The organism is Streptomyces sp. NPDC127190, from assembly GCF_042672505.1.
Classification (GTDB): domain Bacteria; phylum Actinomycetota; class Actinomycetes; order Streptomycetales; family Streptomycetaceae; genus Streptomyces.
Window position 1 is genome coordinate 16,864 of record NZ_JBHXVE010000032.1, and the last position, 20,740, is coordinate 37,603.

Here is a 20,740-nt window from a genome sequence, read left to right on the forward strand (position 1 = left end):
GCACCCTGGAAAGGTGAACCGAGCCGAACTCGCCGACTTCCTGCGCCGCGCTCGCGCCCGCCTGGCCCCCTCCGACGTGGGCCTCACGGCCAGCGCCCGCCGCCGTACGCCGGGGCTGCGCCGCGAAGAGGTGGCCCAGCTGGCCGGCATGTCCGTGGACTACTACACGCGGCTGGAGCAGTCCCGGGGCCCGCGCCCGTCCCACCAGATGCTCACCGCGCTGGCCCGCGCCCTGCGCCTGACGGAGGACGAACGCGACCACCTCTTCCACCTCACCGGTGAACAGCCACCGCGCCGGGAGGAGACCAGCACGTACGTGCGACCGGGCCTGCTCCTGGTGCTGGACCGGCTGCACGACACCCCGGCGATGGTGGCGACCGACTGCGGCGAGGTCCTGGCCCAGAACGCACTGTCACGGGCGCTGAGCGGGGACGTCCTCGCCCGACCGCCCCAAGGACGCAACATGATCCGCCGCTTCTTCCTGGACCCGGCAGCCCAGGAGCTGTTCCCGCCCGAGGACCGCCCGGAGCGCGCCCGCGAGCAGGTGGCCGGCCTGCGAGCGGTGGCCTCGGCCCGCCCCACGGACCCCGAACCCGCCGCCCTCGTCGCCGAACTACGAGCCAGGAGCGAGGAGTTCGCCCGCCTCTGGGACGAACACGAGGTCGCCGTACGCCGCGCCTCCACCAAACGCTTCCGGCACCCTGCGATCGGCATCCTCGAACTCGACTGCGAGATCCTCGTCAACTCCGACCACAACCAGCAACTCGTCATCCACACGGCCCGCCCCGGCACGGAGTCCTACGAGCGCTTGCAGTTGCTGCGGGTGGTGGGCTTGCAGGACCTGACGCCGACGGGCTCCTGAGCATGAGCGACATCGGCAACCTCGCTGCCGCCGACCAGGCAGATCACCCGGGCGGTGAAGCGCAGGCTCAAACAGATCCAGTATCGGCCCGACCTGGTGGACGGCTGTCTGGGCGGCGCCGGCCTGACCGTGGGTGATTGACCGCATCCGGTCGGCTCTCATGAACGCCAAGTCCGGGCGACCGCTGTGCATCCTCCCGCTCCAGGCCGGCTGGCGGCCTGTCCCCAAACACGCTGCGGATCGCTGGGGGCGTGACCTGGGGGACAGAAGCCGTCACCGTCCTACCGTCATCGCTGTTGAAGCCTGGCTGCCCGCGTCACGCCCGATTGGCTCGTCGGTCGCTCTACGAGCACTTCGGCGGAAAGGACGGCCTGATCGTCGAGGTCCTGCGCCGTAGCGCCGCCGAGGACGAGGCCAGCTATGAGCAGACCATGCGGGCCGCCGGCGACGATCCACGCGAGCGCCTGCTGGCCGTCTTCGACAAGCTCGCCACCATCGTCACCAAGCCGGACTTCCGGGGCTGTCGGTATCTCGCCGCCGATCTGGCCCTGGCCGACCCTGCCCATCCGGGACATGCCATCATCCGCCCATACCGTGAGCGCGTGAGCAGGCTCCTGGCAGACGAGCTGGTCAGGCTCGGCCATCCCCATCCCGCCCACGCCGCCTACCAGCTTCTGCTGCTCATCGACGGAGCCCTGGCTGCCGGAGCCACCCGCCCCGACACCAACCCGGCCCTATCCGCGCGGGAGCTAGCCGAGCAGCTCCTCGCGCAGCGCGGCAACCAGGACGACCCGGCGCGCCCAACCCCACTCGCCCCTTAGAAGCGGTTGTCTTTCCGGACGCGACCGATGAGTTTCCGCTGATCAGGCATGGTTCCGGTGTTGCTGCGGGAGGGTTCGGGCGTTCAGTTCGTGCTCGGCGATGCGGAGACGACCAGTGACATCGGTGAGGGGGCTGCCGGAGGAACGGGAGGCCGCCGCCCGGGCTCGGGCGGCGGAGCTGCAGGCGGAGACAGCACGGTCCCTTGCCGAACTCGGCGCGCCCGAAGCGGTGTGGGAACGCCTGGTGCTCGCCCGAACGGAACTCGCCGATGCTCTGGCCATGCCGGCCGGGGAGACGCATGGCCCTGCCCCTGCCCCGAGGGAGGCGCCGGTGGAGGTGGAGAGGAGCCCGGTCGCGGGGTCGATCGTGCCACGGTGGCACCGGGACTGCTTGCGTCGGAGTACCGGCGGATCGTTGAGCTGGTCCAGGCCAAACCGGGTGACGGCGAGCGGGTGTCGGCGAAGGAGCTGGCGGCCCGGCTGGATCTGCCGCTGGTGCCGGCGAAGATCGAGGGAGCGCGGTCCAGGGCGAAACGGCTGGTCGAGCGGGGGTCGCTGGTGGCGTCGCCGTCGGGCCGGTTCATGCGGCGAGCGTCGTCCGGTCCGGTGCGGGGAGTTGACCGGGCGGGCCAGACGTCGGGCCATGAGCATGCTCGACGAGAAGCAGATGAACGCCTCGCTGCCGGCGGGCAGCGTCTCGAAGTCACGCACCAGGCGCCGTGAACGCACCACCCCGGACTTCGCTCCACCACCCACCGTCTCGCAGCACCACACACCCCGCCATGTCGTCACTGCGCTTGACGATCTGCGGGGTGAGCTGGAGTTTCTCCTTCGCCCAGGTGACGAGGGCGCCGGTGTGGCCGCCGTCGGCCCGGGCAAGGGTGATCTTGCGTCCTCGCCATAGAGGCAACAGCCCCACAGGCTGGACCCAGCCCCGCCCGCCGAGCACTCCTGCCGCGAGGCCAACCCGCCGTCAGCAACCGTCTTCATTTGTGGTCGCGCAGGAAGGTCGCGATCTCGTCGCGGGTCGGGTAGTTCGGCAGGGGAGCTGGCTTGTCCTGAAGGAACGCAGTGATGACGGCGACGGCCCGGTCGTTGTTGTCGTCCAGACCGTTCCACATGTGGTGTCCGACGCCGGGCATGTACTGCGTGCGCTGGATGGCAGGGTCATCGGCAAGGACGGTGGTCTCCCATTGGCGGACCTGGGAGGAGCACTCAGCGATCATCAGCATCGCGGGGGTCCGGGACTGCCTCAGTAGGAGTGCGATAGAAGGCGAGTCTTTGACCGTCTGCTCGACGCGAAGGCTGGCGGCGGGGCTGAAGGAGAAGTTGCGTGCGGTGTTCTCGGCTGGGATGCGGTGCGCGTCGCGTGCGCAGTAGGCGGATGCGGTGTCGCTGCCGAGGTCGGCGGCGGTGAAGGCGTTGTCACCTTCGGCCTGTCCGATCAGACCGGTGTCGGGGGTGAGAAGTCCAAGTCGCATGAGGCCGAATGCCACGGCGTACCGCGGGACGTGCGTCGATCGCGGCCCCGCCATGGCCGGCGCGAGGCCCCGCGCGGATTTTCGGCCCTTGTGCCCGGTGATGTGCGCCGTGGGCCCGTCCATGGGGCCGGGCTCAGCGATGATCGCTCGACGCAAGCGTGCGGCGACGCGCGGATCGGCCAGGGCTCGGGTCAGCACGACCCCGCCTGAGGAGAATCCGAGAATGTCGACCTTTCCCTTGTTCAGGCGGTCGACGAAGGCGGTGAGGTCGCGGACCGATCTGGAGATCGTGTACTGGCCCATGGGGAGCAGGTCGCTTCGTCCGCCACCGGCTTGTTCATAGGTGTAGACGTCGTAGCCCTGGCGTGCCAGGAGTTGCAGGAACCGGTGGTCGAGTACCGAGATGCCGCGGACCGGACCGCCGTTGAGGTACACGAGCGGAATGGGATGCCGGGGGCCGGGGTGCGCGGGCGGGTAGTGGTACACCGCGACCCGGCTGCCCGTGGTCAGGCTCCAATGCTGCGTGGTCACGAACGGCAGGGCGGGCGGGTACCGCCGGGCCGTCGGCACGGTTGGGATGCAGACCGACGCCGTCAACGCCGCCGCGACAGCCACCGGCAGAAACGGCACGAGCCGCGTCGGCCAAGTGCGGCGCCGGCCCCGCCACATCGCGAGGACAGCACCGACTCCAAGGGTCATCAACCATGCGGCGAGCCCCGAGCCTGCCCCGTCTGTGAGGGCGATCAGTGCGAGAAAGACGCCGACCAGAATCGCGACGGCGGCCAGGGCCAGCAGTAAGCGTCCCGTGAAGCGGACAAGACGTATGGCGGACGTAGGCACAGCGGACCTCCCATAGTTTCAGAACGTCGTTTCAAAACGACGTTATCAAACCGAGGTAGGCTGCTGGCCGTGGGTAGGCTGAGAACAAACGACGAGGCCGTCAAAGAGCGGCTTGTGGAGTACGCGACCGAGATGCTTGCCACCCGTCCGCGGGAGTCGGTCACGGTCCGCGCCGTGGCCGCTGCTGCCGAGGCGTCGACGACGGCGGTGTATTCCTTGTTCGGCGGTAAGGACGGGCTGATCGGTGCGGTGCGCGACAGAGCCGTCGCAGGCCTGTTCCAGGACCTGTCGGCGGTGCAGCCCTCCGCGGACCCTCTCGCCGACCTCTACGCGCTGGCCGTCGCCTACCGTCGCTGGGGGCGCGGACACAGCCACCTGTACACGGTGTTGTTCGGTGGTGTGCAGTCCTTCGACCCGTCGGGGGAGGTGGGTGCCAGTGACCCGATCCGTCCACTTCTCGCGGCGATCGATCGCGCCGTGACGGCGTCCGTCCTCGTCGGCGAGGCGACCTCGATCGCCCTGTCGACCTGGGCCACCCTCCACGGGCTGGTGACTCTTGAACTGGCTGGGGCCTTCGACGCCGCGACGGCCGACGCCGCATTCCGATCGGCGATTCACGCCACGTTGCGCGGATGGACGACTCCGGCGGTGTTCCGCAGACTTCGCGAAGCGGAACTCGCTCCTTGACAAGTCGCCAGTCGCCGTCGGCGGCGGCATATCGCTGGCGTACTGAACTCCGAACAGGTCGATTCAGATCGTCGCCGCTACGGATACCAGGCGGTCGATGTCCAGGCCGCGCGGGGGCCCGGCTGCCGCCCGCGCGCACGGCCGCCGGGGACGGGCCCTGGTACGCCCGAAAGAGGAGATCAAGGAGGAGCTGGCGCGGGACGGGTGCGGGCGGTGTGGCGAGGACGCGGTGTCAGGGCCGGTCGATCTGTTCGGCGGCCTCCTCAAGGTCGGCGACACTCCCCGACATGATCGTCCGTACATGCCTGGTGATGTGCTGCACGGGCCAGTCCCACCACGCCACGGCGAGGAGGCGGGCGATGTCCGCAGCGTCGTAGCGGGTGCGGATGAGCCGAGCCGGGTTGCCGCCGACGATGCCGTAGTCGGGGACGTCGCCGGTGACCACAGCGCCGGCGGCGACGATCGCGCCGTGACCGATCCGTACACCGGGCATGACCGTGGCACCGTGCCCGAACCACACGTCGTTGCCGACGACTGTGTCACCCCGGCCGGGCAGGCCGGTGATCAGGTCGAAGTGCTCCGCCCAGGAGCCCCCATGGTGGGGAACGGGAACGTAGAAGGACCGTCCATCCGGTGGTTGGCGCCGTTCATGATGAACCGGGTGCCCGCCCCCAACGCGCAGTACTTGCCGATGACAAGCCGCTCGGGACCGTAGTGGTAAAGAACGTTGCGCGTCTCGAACGCGGTTGGGTCGTCCGGATCGTCGTAGTAGGAGAAGTCCCCGACCTCGATCAACGGCGACGTCACCAACGGCTTGAGCAGAACCACGCGCGGGTGCTCAGGCATCGGGTGGAGCACGGTGGGGTCAGCAGGAACGGGCGGCATCGCGGAGGCGGTTCCTCTCTAGCGGACCTAGAGCGACGACTGTCGCATTAAGATGCTGGCACAGCCCTGCCACCTTGATCAACCGGACACTGATTGCCGATGACAGACCCACTGGACACGACATCGGAGCGCCGTCCGGGCGGTCGCACCGCGGCGGGCGGGGTACGGGCGGCGCGAACCGCGTTCTGCACGGCGAGGCCGGCAACCCGGTCGTCCGGCTCGTCGGGCGGGGCCCCTTTTTGACGGGCCCGGCGGCGTGCTGGTGCGCACGCACGATCGTGGAGTCGACCGCGGCGACCCCGTCCAGGTCACCTTCGGCGTCGGCCTGAGCCAGCAGGGCGGTGAAGACCTTCTCCCACGTGCCGTCGTCGGCCCACTTCCGCAGCCGGTTGTGGACGCCCTTCCACGAGCCGAAGTGTTCGGGCAGGGCCGTCCATGGCGTGCCGGTGCGGTCCTTGAACGCGATCGCGGCGATCACGTGCCGGTGATCCCGCCACCGCCCACCCCGCCGAGGGGTCCGGTCCGGTAGCAATGGCTCGCTGCGGGCCCACTGGCCGTCAGTCAACGACACACCCAGACCACCGATGCAGCCGTCTTCCGATCGCGCCGGATGGGGAAGATCCTGATACTCGACCAGGACCGGCGGTCCCTTTTTGCGTTCTCGTCTTGCCGCGCACATGGCTGAGACCCACTCCCGGCTATCCGAACGCAGTAGATAGACCGCGGGCATGCCTCTCCACGATGGGACTCCGCAGCGGAGCGCAGGCCCGTGCGGCTGGTCCCACGGAAACCGGACAACACCTACCTCGGCGCCTCCCGAAGTGGTGAACACTCGGTGTCGCTTCTCGGACCGGAGTCGGCCTGGCCTATGGGCGGCAGCGTCGTAAGGCTGTGTGTCGAGGGGCGGCAGGCATGCTGCTGGTGTCGGGGCCGTGCCGCTGTCCACCGTCACCACCAGTTCCACCTGGTCTTGAGGCTGCATGCCTGCCCGTCCCGACCCGGCCGTGGACCCGCTCGGCCGTCACCGTCCCGGCCCGGTCAGGTCCCGGCGGGCTCGTGCCGTGACAGCGGCTGCCCCGGCAGCCACCACGCTGGAGGCTGCGGGGTGTCGTCCTCCCCCTGGTGCAGCGTCCGGTCGCCCTGATGCCCGTCGGAGTGACCGCGCCACCGTGTGCAGTACTGGCGTCCCTCGCCCGGGGCGACGTACATGGACGGGCACCGGTTCACCGGCTGACCCGCCGCACGGGTCGTGGACTGTGCTGGTCAGAGCATGGGCCGCTTTCCGTGAGGGTCGGCCGCAAAGTTGGCGTGACGGCGAGCCGCACGTCAGGGCTGGGCCTGGAGCGACCAGCCCTCCGGCACGCCCAGGTCCTCATACAGCCGCTGGCGCTGGCAGGAGCTGAGGGTGGTGGTGGCCGCGGCCAGGAGACCGGCCTCCTGGCCCGGTGCCGTCTCGACGATCCCTCGCGCGATCGCTGTGCGCACTGCGGGCGGCAGTGCGGGAAGCATCCGGCGAAGGTCGGTCAGAGTCTCTTCGGGGGTGCGCGAGGCGCGGAAGGCGGCGAGGACGGCGTCCAGCTCCGTGTCGCCGGCGTACTGCCACAGTGCCGGCATCGCGACTGTCTCCTCGAGGTGAAGGTGCGCGAGGTAGGCGCTGATGACTTCGTTCAAGGCGAGGTAGAGGGCGTGCTGGGCCTCCGGCAGGGCCTCGGTGGGGGTGCCGGGGAGCGAGCGTGCCTGCTCGTCGAGTGTGGTGAAGGCGGCGTCGAGGCGTATGTGCTCGGCGTCCAGTGCGTCGGCTGCTTCGGGGGCGCGCTCGTGCAGGAGCTGGTGGATGAAGCTGTCCTCGTGGTCGGCGTGCTCACGCAGTTCCTGGGTCATGGCCAGGCAGCGCTCCGCCTGTTCGGCGGCGGCGCCGCTGTGAGTGATGTCCGCGGCGCCGAGTTCGGTGGCGAGGGTGAACAGCCGCGCACGCTGCCCCATGTGGACGTTCCGGTAAAGGTCGATCCTGGGCATGGTCTGTCCTTCGGGTGGCCGATATATGATGACAACGCGTTGTCTTTATGGCAACATATTGTCAAGTGGAGGAGTGTCCGATGCCGGACGAGGCAGCCCTGCTGATCGCGGACGTCTTCGAGGCAGCCGGCGCCCTGCGCCGGCTCGGCGAGCAGACCGCCGCAGCAGAAGGCCTCACCCAGGCCCGATGGCAGGTCCTCAGCGTCGCCTCCGAGGACCCACTCACCGTCCCCCAGGCCGCACGCCGCCTCGGCGTCAGCCGCCAGAACGTCCAGCGCGTCGCCAACGACCTCGTGTCCTTCGGGCTCGCCACCTACGAACCCAACCCGGACCACCGCGGCTCCCCCCTGCTCACCCTCACGCCCCGCGGCAGGGAGTCACTTGCCCGCGTCACCGCCAGGGCCGAACAACTGCACCGCACCCTCTTCGCGGCCATCCCCGACGAGGAGATCCACGCCACCAGGACATCGCTACGGCGCCTGCTGGCCGAACTCGACCGCCACGGAGGAGAAGCAGGCACGCGCTGGCACTCCAGTGCTACTTCGTGATCTGGTTCGATGACCTTGCGGGGCAGGAAGCCAGGCTTGTTGTGGAGATGGGGCGGGATGGACGGACGCACTGTCATCCTGAACGAGTTGGCGCAAGGCATCCGTCCTCTCGCCCAGGGCATCGGCTGGTTCGAGGGCCTCGCCGACACTGAGCAGTTCGAAGTCCTGCGCGACCTGGCAGGGTTCTGTATCCAGGCCCGCGCAACCGGCGAGGACGGGCCGGAGAGCATCCGCAGAGCTGGCATCCGGCCCACCCACACACCGGCCGTGCTGGTCACCCGCGGACGCCTCACCGAGCAACTGACAAAGATCATCAACCTTCCGCAGGACGAGCGGGTCAAGGCATTCCGGCTGCTGGTCGCACTTCTTGGCGTCGCTGATGAGCGGCGGCGGCTCCGCTTCTGTGCCGACGGGTGCGGGCACGCCTGGCACCACCTGAGGACCGGAGCGGACACCGCGTGATCATCGGGGGTTGTGGACTCCTGAAGATCGTGCGGTGGGCCGCGGGCCATAGCATGGACGCCGCCCGTTGACGGGCGATGTTCGACCAAATCATGGCCCGGATCTGAAACGGGCGGTCCACGCGCCTCCCCCTACCCGTCGTGCGCGAGGAGCCCCGCGCCGTCCTCAACCGCTGCGAACCGGCCTGGCTCACAGGCTCGGCAAGCCCCTCGGCTCCGCCCGGCCGCAGCACAGCAACACAGGTCCGGCCGGTACGAGTGCAATACGGGCGGGCAGCTGCCTGGCGGTGAAACCCCGCGGGGTTGCCCTCAGGGACGCTCTGCGCGTCTGCGTCGGCGGATCGCCATTCCTTATTACTCTCCGTACAGGAAGCCGGCTGCAACGGGGATCTGCGATGCGTTGGTGGAGAAGCGGGATCTGGGTGGCTGCGGTCGCGGTCACCGGCACGGTGTTCCTCGTCGCGCTGGTGCACGGAGCCCTTGACGACCCCGCAAGGCTGACCGCCCTCCTGACCTTTGCGCTCTCTGTCCTCGGACTGGCCCTCGACCTGTGGCGTCGCAGCTCCCCGGATGCGCCGCGCACCGGTGCCCCGTCCAGGGAGCGGCTGGAGCAGTCCGCTGAACGGCTGGCCGCGGCTGTGCACGAGCAGTGGGAGCAGGAGTGGCGGCTGCGGCGGCTGCAGGATCCGTCTCCGCTCCCGGTGCAGTGGTCGCCCGCCGAAGCATGGCTCAGCGACGTTCCGGACACCGTCGGACCGGCCATGGAGCCGGATGGCCGGCTCGAGGACATCTCGGCCGCTCTCGAGGCGGTACCTTCCCGGCGGCTGGTGGTACTGGGCGGCCCGGGCAGCGGCAAGACCGTCCTGGCCGTCCGTTTCCTGCTGGACCGGCTGACCCGGCGCGCTCCCGGCGATCCGGTTCCGGTGATCTTCTCTCTGTCCGGCTGGCAGCCTGGCCAGGAGCGGCTGCGGGACTGGATGGGCAACGAGCTGCGCGCCACCTACCCCGGCGCCGCCTGGACCCGGGAGCTGCTGAAGGCAGGGCTGGTGCTGCCCGTCCTGGACGGGCTGGACGAGTTGCCCCAGTCGGCGTGGGGCACCGCGCTGGAGCGGCTGAACGCCGAACTCGGTGAGCGGCAGCCGGTGTTGCTGACCTGCCGGAGTGAGGCGTACGCGCAAGCCGTGGAGACGGGGGACGTGCTGACGGCGGCCGCCGTGATCGAGCTGCGGCCCCTGACGTTCGAGTCGGCCTGTGCATATCTGGTGCGCACGGCCAAGCCGGTACGCGGCGCGGGCGGCAGGCGGGCCACGCGCTGGGACCCCGTCCTCGCCCACCTCCACACGCATCCGGACTCCCCCGTCGGCCACGCTTTACGCCGCGTCCTGAGCACGCCGCTGATGGTGGCGATGGCCCGGACCGTTTACGGCGACGGCGACAAGGACCCGGCCGGCCTGCTCGACGACCGGTTCACCGACCCGGCTGTGCTGGAGGAGGACCTGCTGGAGGCGTTCGTGCCGGCCTGCTTCGCCGACAGCCCGAGCGCGAGCCGGGCCCCGGCCTGGCTCGGCTACCTGGCCGCCTCCATGCAACGCCGGAAAACGCGACAGCTGGCCTGGTGGCAGCTGCGGCTGCAGATGCCGTGGCTTCTGCGCAGACTGGGCCCCATCCTGCTGCTGGGGGGCGTGGTCGTAGCCGCCGGCGCGGTACGGGCCCTGTTCCCCTCCGGTGCATCGGCGCCGGTCGTCACCAGTGCCTTCGTCGGCGGGGTGTGCCTGGGCTACCTGGCGCTGTCGCACGACCGCAACGCCGTGGCAGCAGCGGTCGTCGGGCCGCATCAGGTACTGGGCGAGGCACTGCGGGTCTCCGTGGCCGTCGTACCCGTGGCCGTGGCGGTCGGGGTCACAACGAGCACCAGCCTGGACTGGATGACAAACGTGAACGGCGAACTCGGTGTGGGGTGGCTGGCCCCCGTAGCCCGTGCAGTCGCCTGCGGTCTGGCCACCGCCATCGTTCTGGCCGTGCTCGGGATCACCGGCGAACCGGTCCCGCTGCACACCCCTCTGGCCAGGCGCCGCATCGTCGCGTTCCCGGTCGTCACTCTGCTCTCCGCCGCCTTTGTCTTCTGGATCGCCGCGGTCCTCCTCGCCTCCGTCTGGGCCGGTGCAGCGGTCGCGGCAGTGACGGGTGGACTGATCGCGCTGGGCCTGCGCAGCAGGCACAACAGCGCCGCACGGACCGCACTCCCGCGTCCCGCACCCCGACGGGCGCGGGGACGGTCGTGGCGGACGGCGCTGCTCGGCCTCGGGGCCGGTGTGGTGGCCGGCCTCTGCGTGGGGTCCGCCTTCGGAATCGCCGCGGCCGTGCCGGTGGGCGTCCGGGCCGCCGTCCGCGCGGACTTCCCGAGCGGCACAGTGCACCGCCTGCCCGACGGCACGCGCTACGTCGTCACCCCGGACGGATGGCTCCATGGTCTGCGGCCCGACGGCGACCGCTACCTGCGCCCGCCCCGGCCCGTCGACGGGGTAGTCGAGGTGTGGGACGACGGCAGCCGGTACGCCTATTGGGCGGCGTCCTCCCGACAGGCCGCACACTGGCAGTGCTCCGCCCTGCACTGCCCCCCGTTCCACGGCCGTATCGAACTGCGTCTACGTCATCCCGCCAGCAATCCGGAGGTCCGGCTTCCCAACGGCACGTACGTCGAGGACGGCGACTTCGAGAACCGATCGCCCCACCGCTCCTACGACTGGCTGTTCGCCGCACCCCCGGCAATGCTCTTCTGGCGCACCATGGCTCTCGGCCTGACGGTCGGCCTGGCCCTGGGGCTTGCCAGCGGCCTCGTCTCCGGCATCCAGGCGTGGCTGAGCAGACCGGCCGACACGGCACGAGCGGTCAGTCCTCACGCAAGTCTGAGCACCGACCGCGCCACGGTCATCACCCGAGGTATCACCCTGACCCTGCTCGGCATCCTCGGCACGTTCCCGGCAGTCGCTGTCGTCTCGCAGACCAGCAACTCCGTCGTCTTCGCTCCCATCCTGGTCTGGCTGTTCATCGGCCCCCTGACCATCTGCCTCAGCGCCTGGTGCTGGTTCGTCATCACCCGGCTCTGGCTGTGCGGCACCCAGCGGCTGCCCTGGCGCCTGATGGCGTTCCTGGAGGAAGCCCACCAGCGCGGAGTACTGCGTCAGACCGGAGCCTCGTACGAGTTCCGGCACGCACGCCTCCAGGACCACCTCGCCGCCCGCGCCCCGTCCGGATGACCGACTTCTCCAGGACGTGCTGACTGGCCTGCTCCGCGGCCTGCTCCAGCATGTTCAGCTCATCAGCTGTCTCTGCCATGAACAGGGAACGCCGGCAAGGATCGCTGCAACACCAGGGCCGAGGTGCTGAAAGACGAGACGGTCATCACCCCGCGACCAGGGCACGGCGAGCCAGTGATACTCGCCCGGGAACGATGCTCCAGCCTGGTCTTCTCCGCTGGTTTCCTACGCGCCATACGTCAAGCTTGATCAGCTAAGGGCTGTCCCGTAATCGATCTTCGGGTGGCGGGTGAGCTGGCAGGAGCGCTGGTGCTCCGGTCGGTCAGCGCGTCGTGGGTAGCACCTACCATGCCGTCGTGACGCGACCGTGGACGGTACGAAGAATGGCCGAGCAGTTTGTTGAGCTGCTCGGGATAGCTCCTACCAGGATCGATGGCGGCGAGCTGGAGTTCGTCCGGGGAAGCCTGTGCACCACGCTTTCGATCTGGAAGGACCGTTACGACCGGTCGCTCTTCGGCTGGATGGTGCACACGGACTACTGCGGTCTCGGTGACCGGATGGATGGCTTTGGTGGTGTGGGCATCCGGATCGACCACCCCTCGCCGTCCGGCGACGCAGGTCCGACTGACATCCCTCCCGCTGCCTGCTATCCCTGGCCGGCGGGCAGTGCTCCGCTCGCCTATGAGGTCACCGCCGGCGTCACTCAATACGGGCCGCCGTGCCTGCGCTTCGTCCGCGACTCCCACGACCTGGGGCTGCTGCTCCTGGCGGACGCCCATGTTTTCCGGGACGGGGTCTGGTCGTTCGCGCCGGCCAACAACGAGCCGGGACGACTTGCGAAGGCCATGCTTCTGGCTCGTCAGTGCGGTGATCAGGATCTGGAGCGGGCGGCTGTCGCTAAGTTGCGGAAGCGCGGCGAGGAACCGGTGGCTCGTCGCCCCGACTACCTGTTCCGGCAGGCCGTCGCCGACTGGTCCAGGCAGTATGCCAAGGCCACGGGCATCGATCTCAGTGACCTGGCCAAGCTCAAGCGGAAGCGCCTTCAGTACCCCGAGATCCCGTAGCTCAGCACGGCTCCTCGGAGCCGAGAGATGATCTCGCCGTGATCACGGCATCGGAGCCCCGCTGGATGGGCGGCGTGGGCGTGCCAGTCGATGACCTGCTCGCGAGTCAGGTCATCGAGGACGAGCTCCTGCTCCTGGTCGACGTCGTCGACGACCGGGGCCGGCGCGGCGGGCGGGCGCGGCGCGGGGATGACGACGGGCACCACGGGCTCAACCGGGGCGGCAACCTGCGCGGCCGCGGCTTCGGCGCAGGCCTGAGCTGCGGTGGCCTTCCGGGCGCAAACCTGCTCCCACTCCAGCTCACGGGCCCACGCGCGGGCGGTCATCCGTTCGTGCAGCTGCCGGTCGGCCTCCGCACGGCGCCCCGCCTCGGAGGCCTGCGGCCCGCCGGTCGTAGCATCGGGGGCAGACCCGGCCGGAATCGAGCAGCACCCGGCCCTCGCACCGGGCATCACCGGACTGCTGGCGCTGCGGCAGGCTCCGGCCGATCAGCCAGCCCAGCGGGTCGTTGATCGGGCCTCCAGTGCGCAACTGCTCGCCGAGGCCGGCGGGTGAGTCGGTCGGCGACGGCCTGCGGCGCGTCCGTACGGCCTGCAAAGCCCTCCACCCGGGTCAGTTCGCTGCGGGCGGCAGCCTCCACCGGACGGCGGGCGGCCAGACGCTCCAGCCGCGCCCACACCAGGTCCACCAGGTGCAGGACGGGCCGCAGGTCCTCCGGCGGCAGCGGGGCCCTCCCCCACTGCTGCCTGCTCTGACCCCCGCCGTCCAGGATCCACACCGAGGCGCCGGCCACCGGCCTGCGGCCGCCCTTCACGCCTTCGACAACCGGGGACTTCTTCGGCTGTTCCCCGCGCAGCGGGCCGTCCTCGCGCACGCGTGCACGATCCGGCCGACGGCGGTTCCCGCCACAGCCTTCGCCGGAAAAACCACCAGAGAGCGAGAGAGAAGGAACAGGAGTAACCACAGGAGCGTGAGAGGCGTGAAGGCGTGCAGCATCGGCGCGGGCTGCCGTACCGGCCTCCACGCCCTGCCCGGCCCCCTGGACCCCAGTAAGCACAAGGGACACAGCCTCACCGGCCGCCTCATGATCTCCACATGCAGTACCGGCGAGGTCTGAAAACATCACGTCGGCGGCCTCGCGAGCCTCCTGGACGGCGATGCCGGGCGCGCGCGCAACTTTGGCAGCAACCGGACCCGCTGCGCGCGTTCAGCCCCAGGCCGTTCCGTCACATCGTCCAGGACGTGACGGATGGCTGGCCGCTCTCGGCTATCAGGCACGGCACAGCGGAGTGTGTAGGACCGGGGGGATGGGGGGCTTCCCCGGCTCGCGCACCGCATCGTCGGCGACGCCGGCCACCTCGGCGTTGAGCCCCGATGATCCTCGACAGTGCCACAGCGCTCGTGCACGAAACAGCCCCCGCCAGCTCCCCTCGGGTGCAGCGAAACTCCCCCAGCCTCTACTGTGGCCGCCGATCCGACCGACCTCTGATGTGAGGTTGCCCCGGATGAACAGCGCGGCTTTCCGTCGTCGTCACGGTCGGCGAAGCGGATGGGAGCGGTGGATACACGTACCCAGCGCTGACCGCAGCGCGCACTTTGCACGCCCGGCTGGCTGCTGCGGGTCGGGCGCTGGAAGTCCTGCGGATCGGCGCCGCTGACGGCCTGAGGCCCGGGTCGCTCCGGCCAGTGACCCGCCCTTACTCCGCACCCCACCAGCGAGAGCACCCGCTTCTGACGTACCGTCACTGACACCAACTCATCGGCATCACATCGGCACACCGCATCGGTGGCTCGGTCATCCAAGCCTGCCCAGTCCGGGCCTGCTGTGAGCGGAGGGGCTCAGCGCAGCCGTCGTGCACGCAGCACCAGGTCGTCGGTATGGTGCGCGCCGGCGCCGCCGTCGGGTGCCACGCGTGGTCGCTGCTCGTTCACCTCCACCGTCCAGTCGTCAGTGAGCAGAGCGGCGACCATCGAGGGCCAGACGTAGTCAGCCGGGTCGAAGCCGCTGTCGTGCGCCTGCTGGGTGTCCATCCCCGCGTGGTGTACGAGCAGCAGCACGCCGCCGGGCGCGACGGCCGCGAGCAGCGCTCGCTCGGCTGCGGCGTCGGGGGTGCGCAGCAGGGCTGGATACTGCGCGGAGACCAGGTCGAAGGAGGCCGGCGGGAGTGCCGCTTCCGTCAGCGCGGCGTGTACCCAGCGAACGGCGACGCCTGCGTCCCGCGCGTGCCCGGCCGCCCGCTCCAGCGCCACGCCCGAGACCTCGAGCGCGGTCACGTCCCAGCCGCCGCGCGCGAGCCAGACGGCGTCCGCGCCCTCGCCGCAGCCGACGTCGAGCACCCGCCCGGGCGTGAGCCCGGCGACCTCGGCCACAAGCGCACCGTTGGGCTGGCCGCTCCACAGTTGTTGCCGGTCGGCGTATCGGTTGTCCCACTCCGCCCGCACCGCGGGGTCCCCGACGTACCCGTCGCCAGGCAAGGAAGTGTCAGAGGCGGGCGATCCCGCTGTGATGTTGTCGGTCATGGGCCCAACGTCACCCATCGTGGCCCGGTCACGCCACTGTTGTTGCCGCTCCGGCAAAACGGCGTCCAAGGGGCGAGGATCGGCCGGGCGCAGTCGCACTGGAGATCATCGAGTCAGACCGGCTGCGGCGCCCTTGACCTGCGCAGTCACTGTTCGATGGCACAAACCGTCGTCAAGCAATCTTGGGTGGCAATCGGGCAAGGTTCGCTGTCACAGGTCAGCCTGGGAGAGGTCAGCTCGCCTCTGAGCGGGCGCGGGCGAGGAATCCTGCCAAAGCCCCGGCGGCTTCGGGCCCGCTGGTGGAGAGCCGGGCCGCGAACGCCAGCTCGTCGACGTCGGCGCCGGGCACCATACGGGCCAGTTCGGCGAGCAGTACGGCGTGCGCGATCACCGACGGCGGAAGAAGGCCGGTGGCGCCCTCGCGGGCGGCCGGGTCACGGTCGTGCCCGAGGTACGCGGCCAGGACGTGGGCGAGCCGACGTCGGCCTGGGCATACCCGCCAGCTCGCCAGGTCAGCTCGTCGCGCACGGCTTCATCCCCGTCGCGGGGGTCAATCTGCCCCAGCGAGCTCGTGCAGCGCCTGGAGTTCGTCAGCGCGGGCGGCGATGCGGTGCGCCTCGCGTACGGCGGCCTCTCATTCGGCGGCGGCCGCGGCTTCGGCGGCGATCCCGGACTGGTGTCCGGGTCGTAGAGGGTGCCCGGCGTGACGGCGGAGAGCAGCTGGGCGAGGGGCTCCCACTCCGCCAGTTCCGCCCGGCCGCGGGCGTCATCGGCCAGGTCCTCGTGCCGGCGAAAAACCGGGCGTCCTCGAGGGCCGCCACGATGGCGCCGACGTCCATGCCCTTCGCCCGGGTGGGGCGGGGTGAGCTGCTGAAAGGTGGCCCGGGTGGTGTGTGGATCCCATGAGGAGGTCACCGAGGCGCAGCTGCGAGACCTGATCGCCGAGCGGGACCGCCAGGCATACCTTGCGAGACCTGATCGCCGAGCGGGACCGCCAGGCATACCTTGCGAGACCTGATCGCCGAGCGGGACCGCCAGGCGTACCTTGCGAGAGCAACTCGTTCGACGGGCGGCGGGTGCCTTTGCGTGCATACGCGTGCGCCCCCGCCGGGGGCGGGGGCGTGAGCACGTGGGGCGCGGGGTGTGGGGTGCGGCCGGTGGGCCGCTGTGGGGGGCGCCCGCCGTGGTGGGTGTGGCTTAGTACCAGCCGTTGGCCTGCCAGAAGGACCAGGCCTTGACCGGGCTGCCGTAGCGGGAGTTCATGTAGTCCAGGCCCCACTTGATCTGGGTGGCCGGGTTGGTCTTCCAGTCGGCACCGGCGGAGGCCATCTTCGAGCCCGGGAGCGCCTGGACCAGGCCGTAGGCGCCGGAGGAGGAGTTGGTGGCGGAGGGGTTCCAGCCGCTCTCGTGTGCCACGATCTTGCTGAACGCGTTGAACTGCGCGGCGTCCGGAATCATCTTGTGCGCGATCGCCTGGGCGGAGGAGGCCGAGGTGGTGGCGGCCTGGGCGGGCGCCGCGCTCAGCGCCATGCCGGCGGTGGCGGCGGCCAGGGCGGCGGCGGTGAGGGCCTTCTTCGGGGAAGCGATGCGGCGGATGAAAGCGACGGACACGGAGAACCTCTTGCGTCGGGGACGGGGGATCGCCTGCACGGGATGGACCACGTGGTGGGTCCGGCATGCGTCGGCGCCGCGGCCCGTGGGGGCTCGTGGCGCCTGGCGACGTCCTCAAGACAAGCAGCCCGGAGAGCCGTCCGCAATGACCCCTTTTACTAGTTGTGGCCGGATCGAGCGGAAATGTCGGTGCTGTGGCGTGGGTCTCAAAGCGCAGGTCGGGAGGGGTGCCCGAAAGGATGTATCGGACATTTAGGACTACGGCCCCGGGTCGTAGGTGACCTGCGTCATGTGGGCTGCTTCACCGTCTCGCTCACGGTCCGCACCACAACCCTCACCCAGCGGTCACCGCCCGGGCCCCTCGAATGTGACCGCGGTCTCGAACGCGGCCCGCCGGGTGGGTCATCCCAGCAAGCACCCACACCGGGCCGCCGTCCGGCGGCCCGACGGCCGGACAACCAAGGCGCCCACCACAACCAGCAGCGTGACGGCCCTGGGCATCAGACCCCCGTCACCGGGCTACCTGCCCCAGCCGGACCGCGATGCCCTCCCCGCCGATCTCCGGCGCCGCGTCGGCCTGGATTGGATCGTCTCGGCCGCCTCCACGCCTCGTGCGCGCGCACCAGAATGCGGCCAGAGCCTGGCGAAAGGGGCCCCGGCCGACGAGCCCGGCCATCTCGCCATCGGGCGCTCCCGCGGCGGGCTGACCACCAAGATCCACATGACAGCGGACGGCCGGTGCCGCCCGCTGTGCTTAGTCCTCACGCCCGGCCCGGCCGACGACGCACCACCGTTCGAACTCGTCATGGTCGCCCTGCGCGTCCCCCCGGCTATCGGCCGCCCACCCACCCGGCCCCTCGCCGTCCTGGCCTACTCGTCGCGGGCCATCCACCAGCACCTGCGGCAGGCGCGGAGTCCGGGCGGTGATCCCGCAGCCCGCCGACCAGATCGCCAACAGCAAGCACAGGGAACCGAACTGCCCGACGCTGCGGCTACGCTTCTGAGCACGGACAAGTGCCGTGGTCGTCCCGTGGGCCGGCGTTGCTCAGTCGGCCGTTGTCCGCAGAGCCGCTTCGGCCTGGCGGATACGCCACTCCTCCACCGTGTCCTGCTGTCGTCGCGCCCGCTCCAGCAGCCTGTCGAGCAGGGCTGGATCGAGACGCTCCTGCGTCCCGGTGAGCCGGCGCAGGGTCTGCCATCCGGCTGCCTTGCCTTCCACCCCCAGCCGCAGCGCCTCCAGCTCCAGCAAGGTGCTCAGCGGTGAGCGCCGGACCAGGCGGCCGTTGCCCTTCAGCCGGGCCAGTTTTTCCGCGGTCCAGCCTGCGCACACCTTGTAGCGGTGTATGGGGACGCCCAGGTCCCGCATGATGCCGAGAAGCGCCGTCCGGTCCTCGGCGATGTCGTTGGCGACAGGACCGAGCGCCCGGCCGAGCGCGGACCCACGGGTGGCTCGCGCCAAGTGGCCGGCCCGCTGAGTGCCTGCTGTGGCGCCGGCGAGATGGTCGTTCAGATAGATGGTGAGCAGCTTCATGTCGGCGCCGTGTGCCGGCAGGCGGCGTCGAGACGAGGTCCGTGGCGGGGCGTTCATCACAAGTCTCCTTCGTGTGCGCGTGATTCCCGGGGAGATGGGGAGGACGAGAGTTCGGGTATGTGCGATGTGCTCACCGTCGTCGTGACGCGTACGAGGCAGAGCCTGCGGGGCGTGGAGCCGAAGCCGAACCGTACGGGGGGTTCCACCGCGGCAAGGGAGCCGGCGTCCTGCTCCCCGAGGACGGCGGTCGCCGCGGTGATCGGATGGAGATCGCGGGCGCCGTACCACTCGTACCGGCCGCCACCGGCCGTGCCATGTGTGCGCACGCCCAGGAGGAGGCGGGCGGCCGGATCCGTCACCGCCGTCCAGAAGGGCTGGGCGGCCAGGGCACCGGGGACCGCCCGCAGCAGCAGCCCCACGGGGCCGCGCCGGCCGGCGGTGAACCGCAGGTCGAGCAGCGGGCTCGCGGTGACCGTCCAGTCGTCACCGCTGACATGGACGCGTACGGGCGCGATGCGGACCTCGTCGAAGGAGTAGGTGACGGCGATGAAGTCCGCCGTCCGTCGGGTGGGAGCCAGCAACAGGCGGTGACCGTCGGCCTGTTCGAGCATGACGTCGCTGAACGGCCCGAAGGAGGAGCGGGGCCAGTGGCCGAGGATCAGGCGGGCGCCGCAGGACGTACCGATGCCGGCGATCCAGCCGTCGAAACGCCACCGGGCGGCCCGGGGGAACCGGCGCATCAGGGTGCCTCGGTCGCGGTGCGGTTCATCCGCGGTGCGGACCGCCCGAGGCGGCCGCACCGGCGCCATGCCAGCAGCCATCCGGCCTGCATCGCCGCGTCCAGCAGATAGGTCGGACGGAGCCGGCCCACGGGCACGTACACCAGGTCGACCGTCAGGAGGGTCGCGGCCGTCCCGAGGCCCGTGCGGCGGGCCTGGCGCACCCCGCCGGGCGTGGCCGCGGTGAACAGCATGCTCCAGCCCGCCGTGGCCAGCAGCCCGGCCGTCGTGTACTGGAGCCATTCGTCGGATTTGGGCCCGAAGACCCACTCGAAGCTGCGCCGGTGCAGCAGCGGCCAGCCGCCGCCGACCAGGTTGAACAGCCCCTGGGCCCGCGCCACGAGCACCGGGTTCATCGCCGTCTCCTCACTGCTGGCCGCACCGGGCGCGAGACGCCGAAGCGGACCTTGTGGATCCCGTCGGAGAAGTGCACGAGCGGCTCCTGCGCGGGGGGCGGCAGCCCGGCCGCCCGGGTGAGGGTCTCCTCGAGATCTTCCAGGTGCGCAGCCCGCAGCGGCCAGGGTTCGTGCTCGACGGGCGTCTGCCAGAGCACGCCGCAGCCCCGCGTGAAGGCCCGCCATCGCGACGTCAGCCACACGTCCCGGCGGCTCGGCCGGAGCGGCTCACCGGGACGGACCACTATGCGGTACGACGGCCCGCTACGCCCCCGCGCCCCGGTGTAGGTCAGTGCCTCACCGCCGTGCGACAGCGTCAGGTTGCCGAGGTGGTAGGGCGCTCCGATCGCACGGGCGGCCAGCATGATCGGGCTGCCCACCTCGATGGACAGGAACCACAGCCCGTCCCGGCCGTCCCGCTCGCGGACGTACGTGCGCAGGTTGGTCTCCGGGAAGGCGGGCAGAGCGGCAGGGACGCCCGGCGGGCGCACGCCGGCCATCACGAACGGTGTCAGGCTGACCCACGCCCGCTGATCACAGGTGTCCACCGTCAGCCCCTCCGGCAGCAGGCGCTGGACCTGGTCGGCCGAGTAGGCCCAGTGCACGAACGTCTGGGTGAGCCAGCGGGCGTGCAGTTCCGGCAGGTACACGCGCTGCTCGGGTCCATACGACACCACGCGCACCGACTCCCCAGGACGTCCGCGCCGAAACTTGGCATGACACCGAGCGGTCCTCGCCCTGTGTCTGGGGGCGATGGCCAAGCCGTTACGGTGGGCCGGTAGCCGGCCGCCGCATTTCAGATCGTGTTCAGTTCCAGCCGGTGCTGGAGCGCATCCGGGTACCGCGCATGGGCGCCGGCAGGCCGCGCTGCCGACCGGACCGGGTCCGGGCCGACAAGGCCTACGGCTCCCGAGTCAAGCGCGGCCACCTGCGCAGTCGCGGCATCCGCTGCACGATTCCGGCAACAGTGTCCTGCCAGGCC

The 20,740-nt window shown here is 70.5% G+C and carries 21 protein-coding genes and 1 pseudogene; 8 read left to right on the forward strand and 14 right to left on the reverse strand.

Translation table 11 applies throughout. The annotated features are described in order from the left end of the window. Positions 1 to 13 precede the first annotated feature (13 nt). The 3 genes from ACFVIU_RS33635 to ACFVIU_RS33645 all read left to right on the forward strand — a co-directional run bounded on the left by ACFVIU_RS33635 (position 14) and on the right by ACFVIU_RS33645 (position 2,406). Positions 14 to 862, forward strand: coding sequence for a helix-turn-helix transcriptional regulator (locus ACFVIU_RS33635; RefSeq protein WP_385847214.1), 849 nt, complete (start codon positions 14 to 16; stop codon positions 860 to 862). Between the two features lie 326 nt (positions 863 to 1,188). Further along, positions 1,189 to 1,683, forward strand: coding sequence for a TetR/AcrR family transcriptional regulator (locus tag ACFVIU_RS33640; protein ID WP_385847216.1), 495 nt, complete (start codon positions 1,189 to 1,191; stop codon positions 1,681 to 1,683). Between the two features lie 375 nt (positions 1,684 to 2,058). Continuing rightward, the gene (locus ACFVIU_RS33645) at positions 2,059 to 2,406 is read left to right on the forward strand and encodes a hypothetical protein (RefSeq protein WP_385847217.1); all 348 of its coding nucleotides are present in this window, start codon (positions 2,059 to 2,061) and stop codon (positions 2,404 to 2,406) included. Here ACFVIU_RS33645 and ACFVIU_RS33650 read toward each other — a convergent pair. Both ACFVIU_RS33650 and ACFVIU_RS33655 read right to left on the reverse strand, forming a co-directional pair. After that, complete coding sequence (locus ACFVIU_RS33650) at positions 2,387 to 2,593, reverse strand: hypothetical protein (RefSeq protein ID WP_385847219.1); 207 nt, start codon at positions 2,591 to 2,593, stop codon at positions 2,387 to 2,389. The genes ACFVIU_RS33645 and ACFVIU_RS33650 overlap by 20 nt on opposite strands. Before the next feature lie 76 nt (positions 2,594 to 2,669). After that, positions 2,670 to 4,004, reverse strand: coding sequence for an alpha/beta hydrolase (locus ACFVIU_RS33655; protein WP_385847220.1), 1,335 nt, complete (start codon positions 4,002 to 4,004; stop codon positions 2,670 to 2,672). Positions 4,005 to 4,073: 69 nt separating this feature from the next. On the opposite strand from ACFVIU_RS33655, the gene ACFVIU_RS33660 reads away from it, so the two are divergent. After that, on the forward strand, positions 4,074 to 4,691 hold the full coding sequence (locus ACFVIU_RS33660; protein WP_385847222.1) for a TetR/AcrR family transcriptional regulator: 618 nt from the start codon (positions 4,074 to 4,076) through the stop codon (positions 4,689 to 4,691). Positions 4,692 to 4,923: 232 nt separating this feature from the next. On the opposite strand, the pseudogene ACFVIU_RS33665 reads toward ACFVIU_RS33660, so the two are convergent. The 3 genes and pseudogenes from ACFVIU_RS33665 to ACFVIU_RS33675 form a co-directional block, all read right to left on the reverse strand. Beyond that, positions 4,924 to 5,576 (reverse strand): annotated as a pseudogene (locus tag ACFVIU_RS33665) (CatB-related O-acetyltransferase). Next, entirely contained in the window at positions 5,557 to 6,558 is a 1,002-nt protein-coding gene (locus ACFVIU_RS33670) for an IS5 family transposase (RefSeq protein WP_385847224.1), read from the reverse strand. Before ACFVIU_RS33670 ends, ACFVIU_RS33665 begins: the two are co-directional and overlap by 20 nt. A gap of 344 nt (positions 6,559 to 6,902) precedes the next feature. Then, the gene (locus ACFVIU_RS33675; RefSeq protein ID WP_385847225.1) at positions 6,903 to 7,592 is read right to left on the reverse strand and encodes a hemerythrin domain-containing protein; all 690 of its coding nucleotides are present in this window, start codon (positions 7,590 to 7,592) and stop codon (positions 6,903 to 6,905) included. Positions 7,593 to 7,672: 80 nt separating this feature from the next. On the opposite strand from ACFVIU_RS33675, the gene ACFVIU_RS33680 reads away from it, so the two are divergent. The 4 genes from ACFVIU_RS33680 (at position 7,673) to ACFVIU_RS33695 (ending at position 12,922) form a co-directional block, all read left to right on the forward strand. Then, positions 7,673 to 8,140, forward strand: a complete 468-nt coding sequence (locus ACFVIU_RS33680) for a MarR family winged helix-turn-helix transcriptional regulator (protein ID WP_385847227.1) — start codon at positions 7,673 to 7,675, stop codon at positions 8,138 to 8,140. Positions 8,141 to 8,197: 57 nt separating this feature from the next. Next, complete coding sequence (locus tag ACFVIU_RS33685) at positions 8,198 to 8,602, forward strand: DUF5958 family protein (protein WP_385847228.1); 405 nt, start codon at positions 8,198 to 8,200, stop codon at positions 8,600 to 8,602. 421 nt (positions 8,603 to 9,023) lie between these two features. Beyond that, on the forward strand, positions 9,024 to 11,858 hold the full coding sequence (locus tag ACFVIU_RS33690) for an NACHT domain-containing protein (RefSeq protein ID WP_385847230.1): 2,835 nt from the start codon (positions 9,024 to 9,026) through the stop codon (positions 11,856 to 11,858). A 383-nt stretch (positions 11,859 to 12,241) separates the two neighbouring features. Beyond that, complete coding sequence (locus tag ACFVIU_RS33695; protein WP_385847232.1) at positions 12,242 to 12,922, forward strand: hypothetical protein; 681 nt, start codon at positions 12,242 to 12,244, stop codon at positions 12,920 to 12,922. On the opposite strand, the gene ACFVIU_RS33700 is transcribed toward ACFVIU_RS33695, so the two are convergent. The 9 genes from ACFVIU_RS33700 to ACFVIU_RS33740 form a co-directional block, all read right to left on the reverse strand. Then, on the reverse strand, positions 12,901 to 13,248 hold the full coding sequence (locus tag ACFVIU_RS33700) for a hypothetical protein (RefSeq protein WP_385847234.1): 348 nt from the start codon (positions 13,246 to 13,248) through the stop codon (positions 12,901 to 12,903). The genes ACFVIU_RS33695 and ACFVIU_RS33700 overlap by 22 nt on opposite strands. A 125-nt stretch (positions 13,249 to 13,373) precedes the next feature. After that, positions 13,374 to 13,796 (reverse strand): hypothetical protein, encoded by a 423-nt coding sequence (locus ACFVIU_RS33705; protein WP_385847235.1) that lies wholly within the window; start codon positions 13,794 to 13,796, stop codon positions 13,374 to 13,376. A gap of 965 nt (positions 13,797 to 14,761) precedes the next feature. After that, the gene (locus ACFVIU_RS33710; protein WP_385847237.1) at positions 14,762 to 15,442 is read right to left on the reverse strand and encodes a class I SAM-dependent methyltransferase; all 681 of its coding nucleotides are present in this window, start codon (positions 15,440 to 15,442) and stop codon (positions 14,762 to 14,764) included. A 232-nt stretch (positions 15,443 to 15,674) separates the two neighbouring features. Continuing rightward, the gene (locus ACFVIU_RS33715; protein WP_385847238.1) at positions 15,675 to 15,833 is read right to left on the reverse strand and encodes a hypothetical protein; all 159 of its coding nucleotides are present in this window, start codon (positions 15,831 to 15,833) and stop codon (positions 15,675 to 15,677) included. A gap of 806 nt (positions 15,834 to 16,639) precedes the next feature. Then, a complete protein-coding gene (locus ACFVIU_RS33720) occupies positions 16,640 to 17,053 on the reverse strand; it encodes a transglycosylase SLT domain-containing protein (RefSeq protein ID WP_385847240.1) in 414 nt (137 codons plus the stop codon). A 1,045-nt stretch (positions 17,054 to 18,098) separates the two neighbouring features. Beyond that, positions 18,099 to 18,641 carry a hypothetical protein gene (locus tag ACFVIU_RS33725; protein WP_385847241.1) on the reverse strand — a complete coding sequence of 181 codons (543 nt, stop codon included), beginning with the start codon at positions 18,639 to 18,641 and terminating at the stop codon, positions 18,099 to 18,101. Continuing rightward, positions 18,641 to 19,324, reverse strand: a complete 684-nt coding sequence (locus ACFVIU_RS33730; protein ID WP_385847243.1) for a hypothetical protein — start codon at positions 19,322 to 19,324, stop codon at positions 18,641 to 18,643. Before ACFVIU_RS33730 ends, ACFVIU_RS33725 begins: the two co-directional genes overlap by 1 nt. Then, a complete protein-coding gene (locus ACFVIU_RS33735) occupies positions 19,324 to 19,719 on the reverse strand; it encodes a hypothetical protein (RefSeq protein ID WP_385847245.1) in 396 nt (131 codons plus the stop codon). The genes ACFVIU_RS33730 and ACFVIU_RS33735 overlap by 1 nt, the downstream gene beginning before the upstream one ends. Continuing rightward, positions 19,716 to 20,435 (reverse strand): YqjF family protein, encoded by a 720-nt coding sequence (locus tag ACFVIU_RS33740; protein ID WP_385847247.1) that lies wholly within the window; start codon positions 20,433 to 20,435, stop codon positions 19,716 to 19,718. Before ACFVIU_RS33740 ends, ACFVIU_RS33735 begins: the two co-directional genes overlap by 4 nt. Positions 20,436 to 20,740 lie beyond the last annotated feature (305 nt).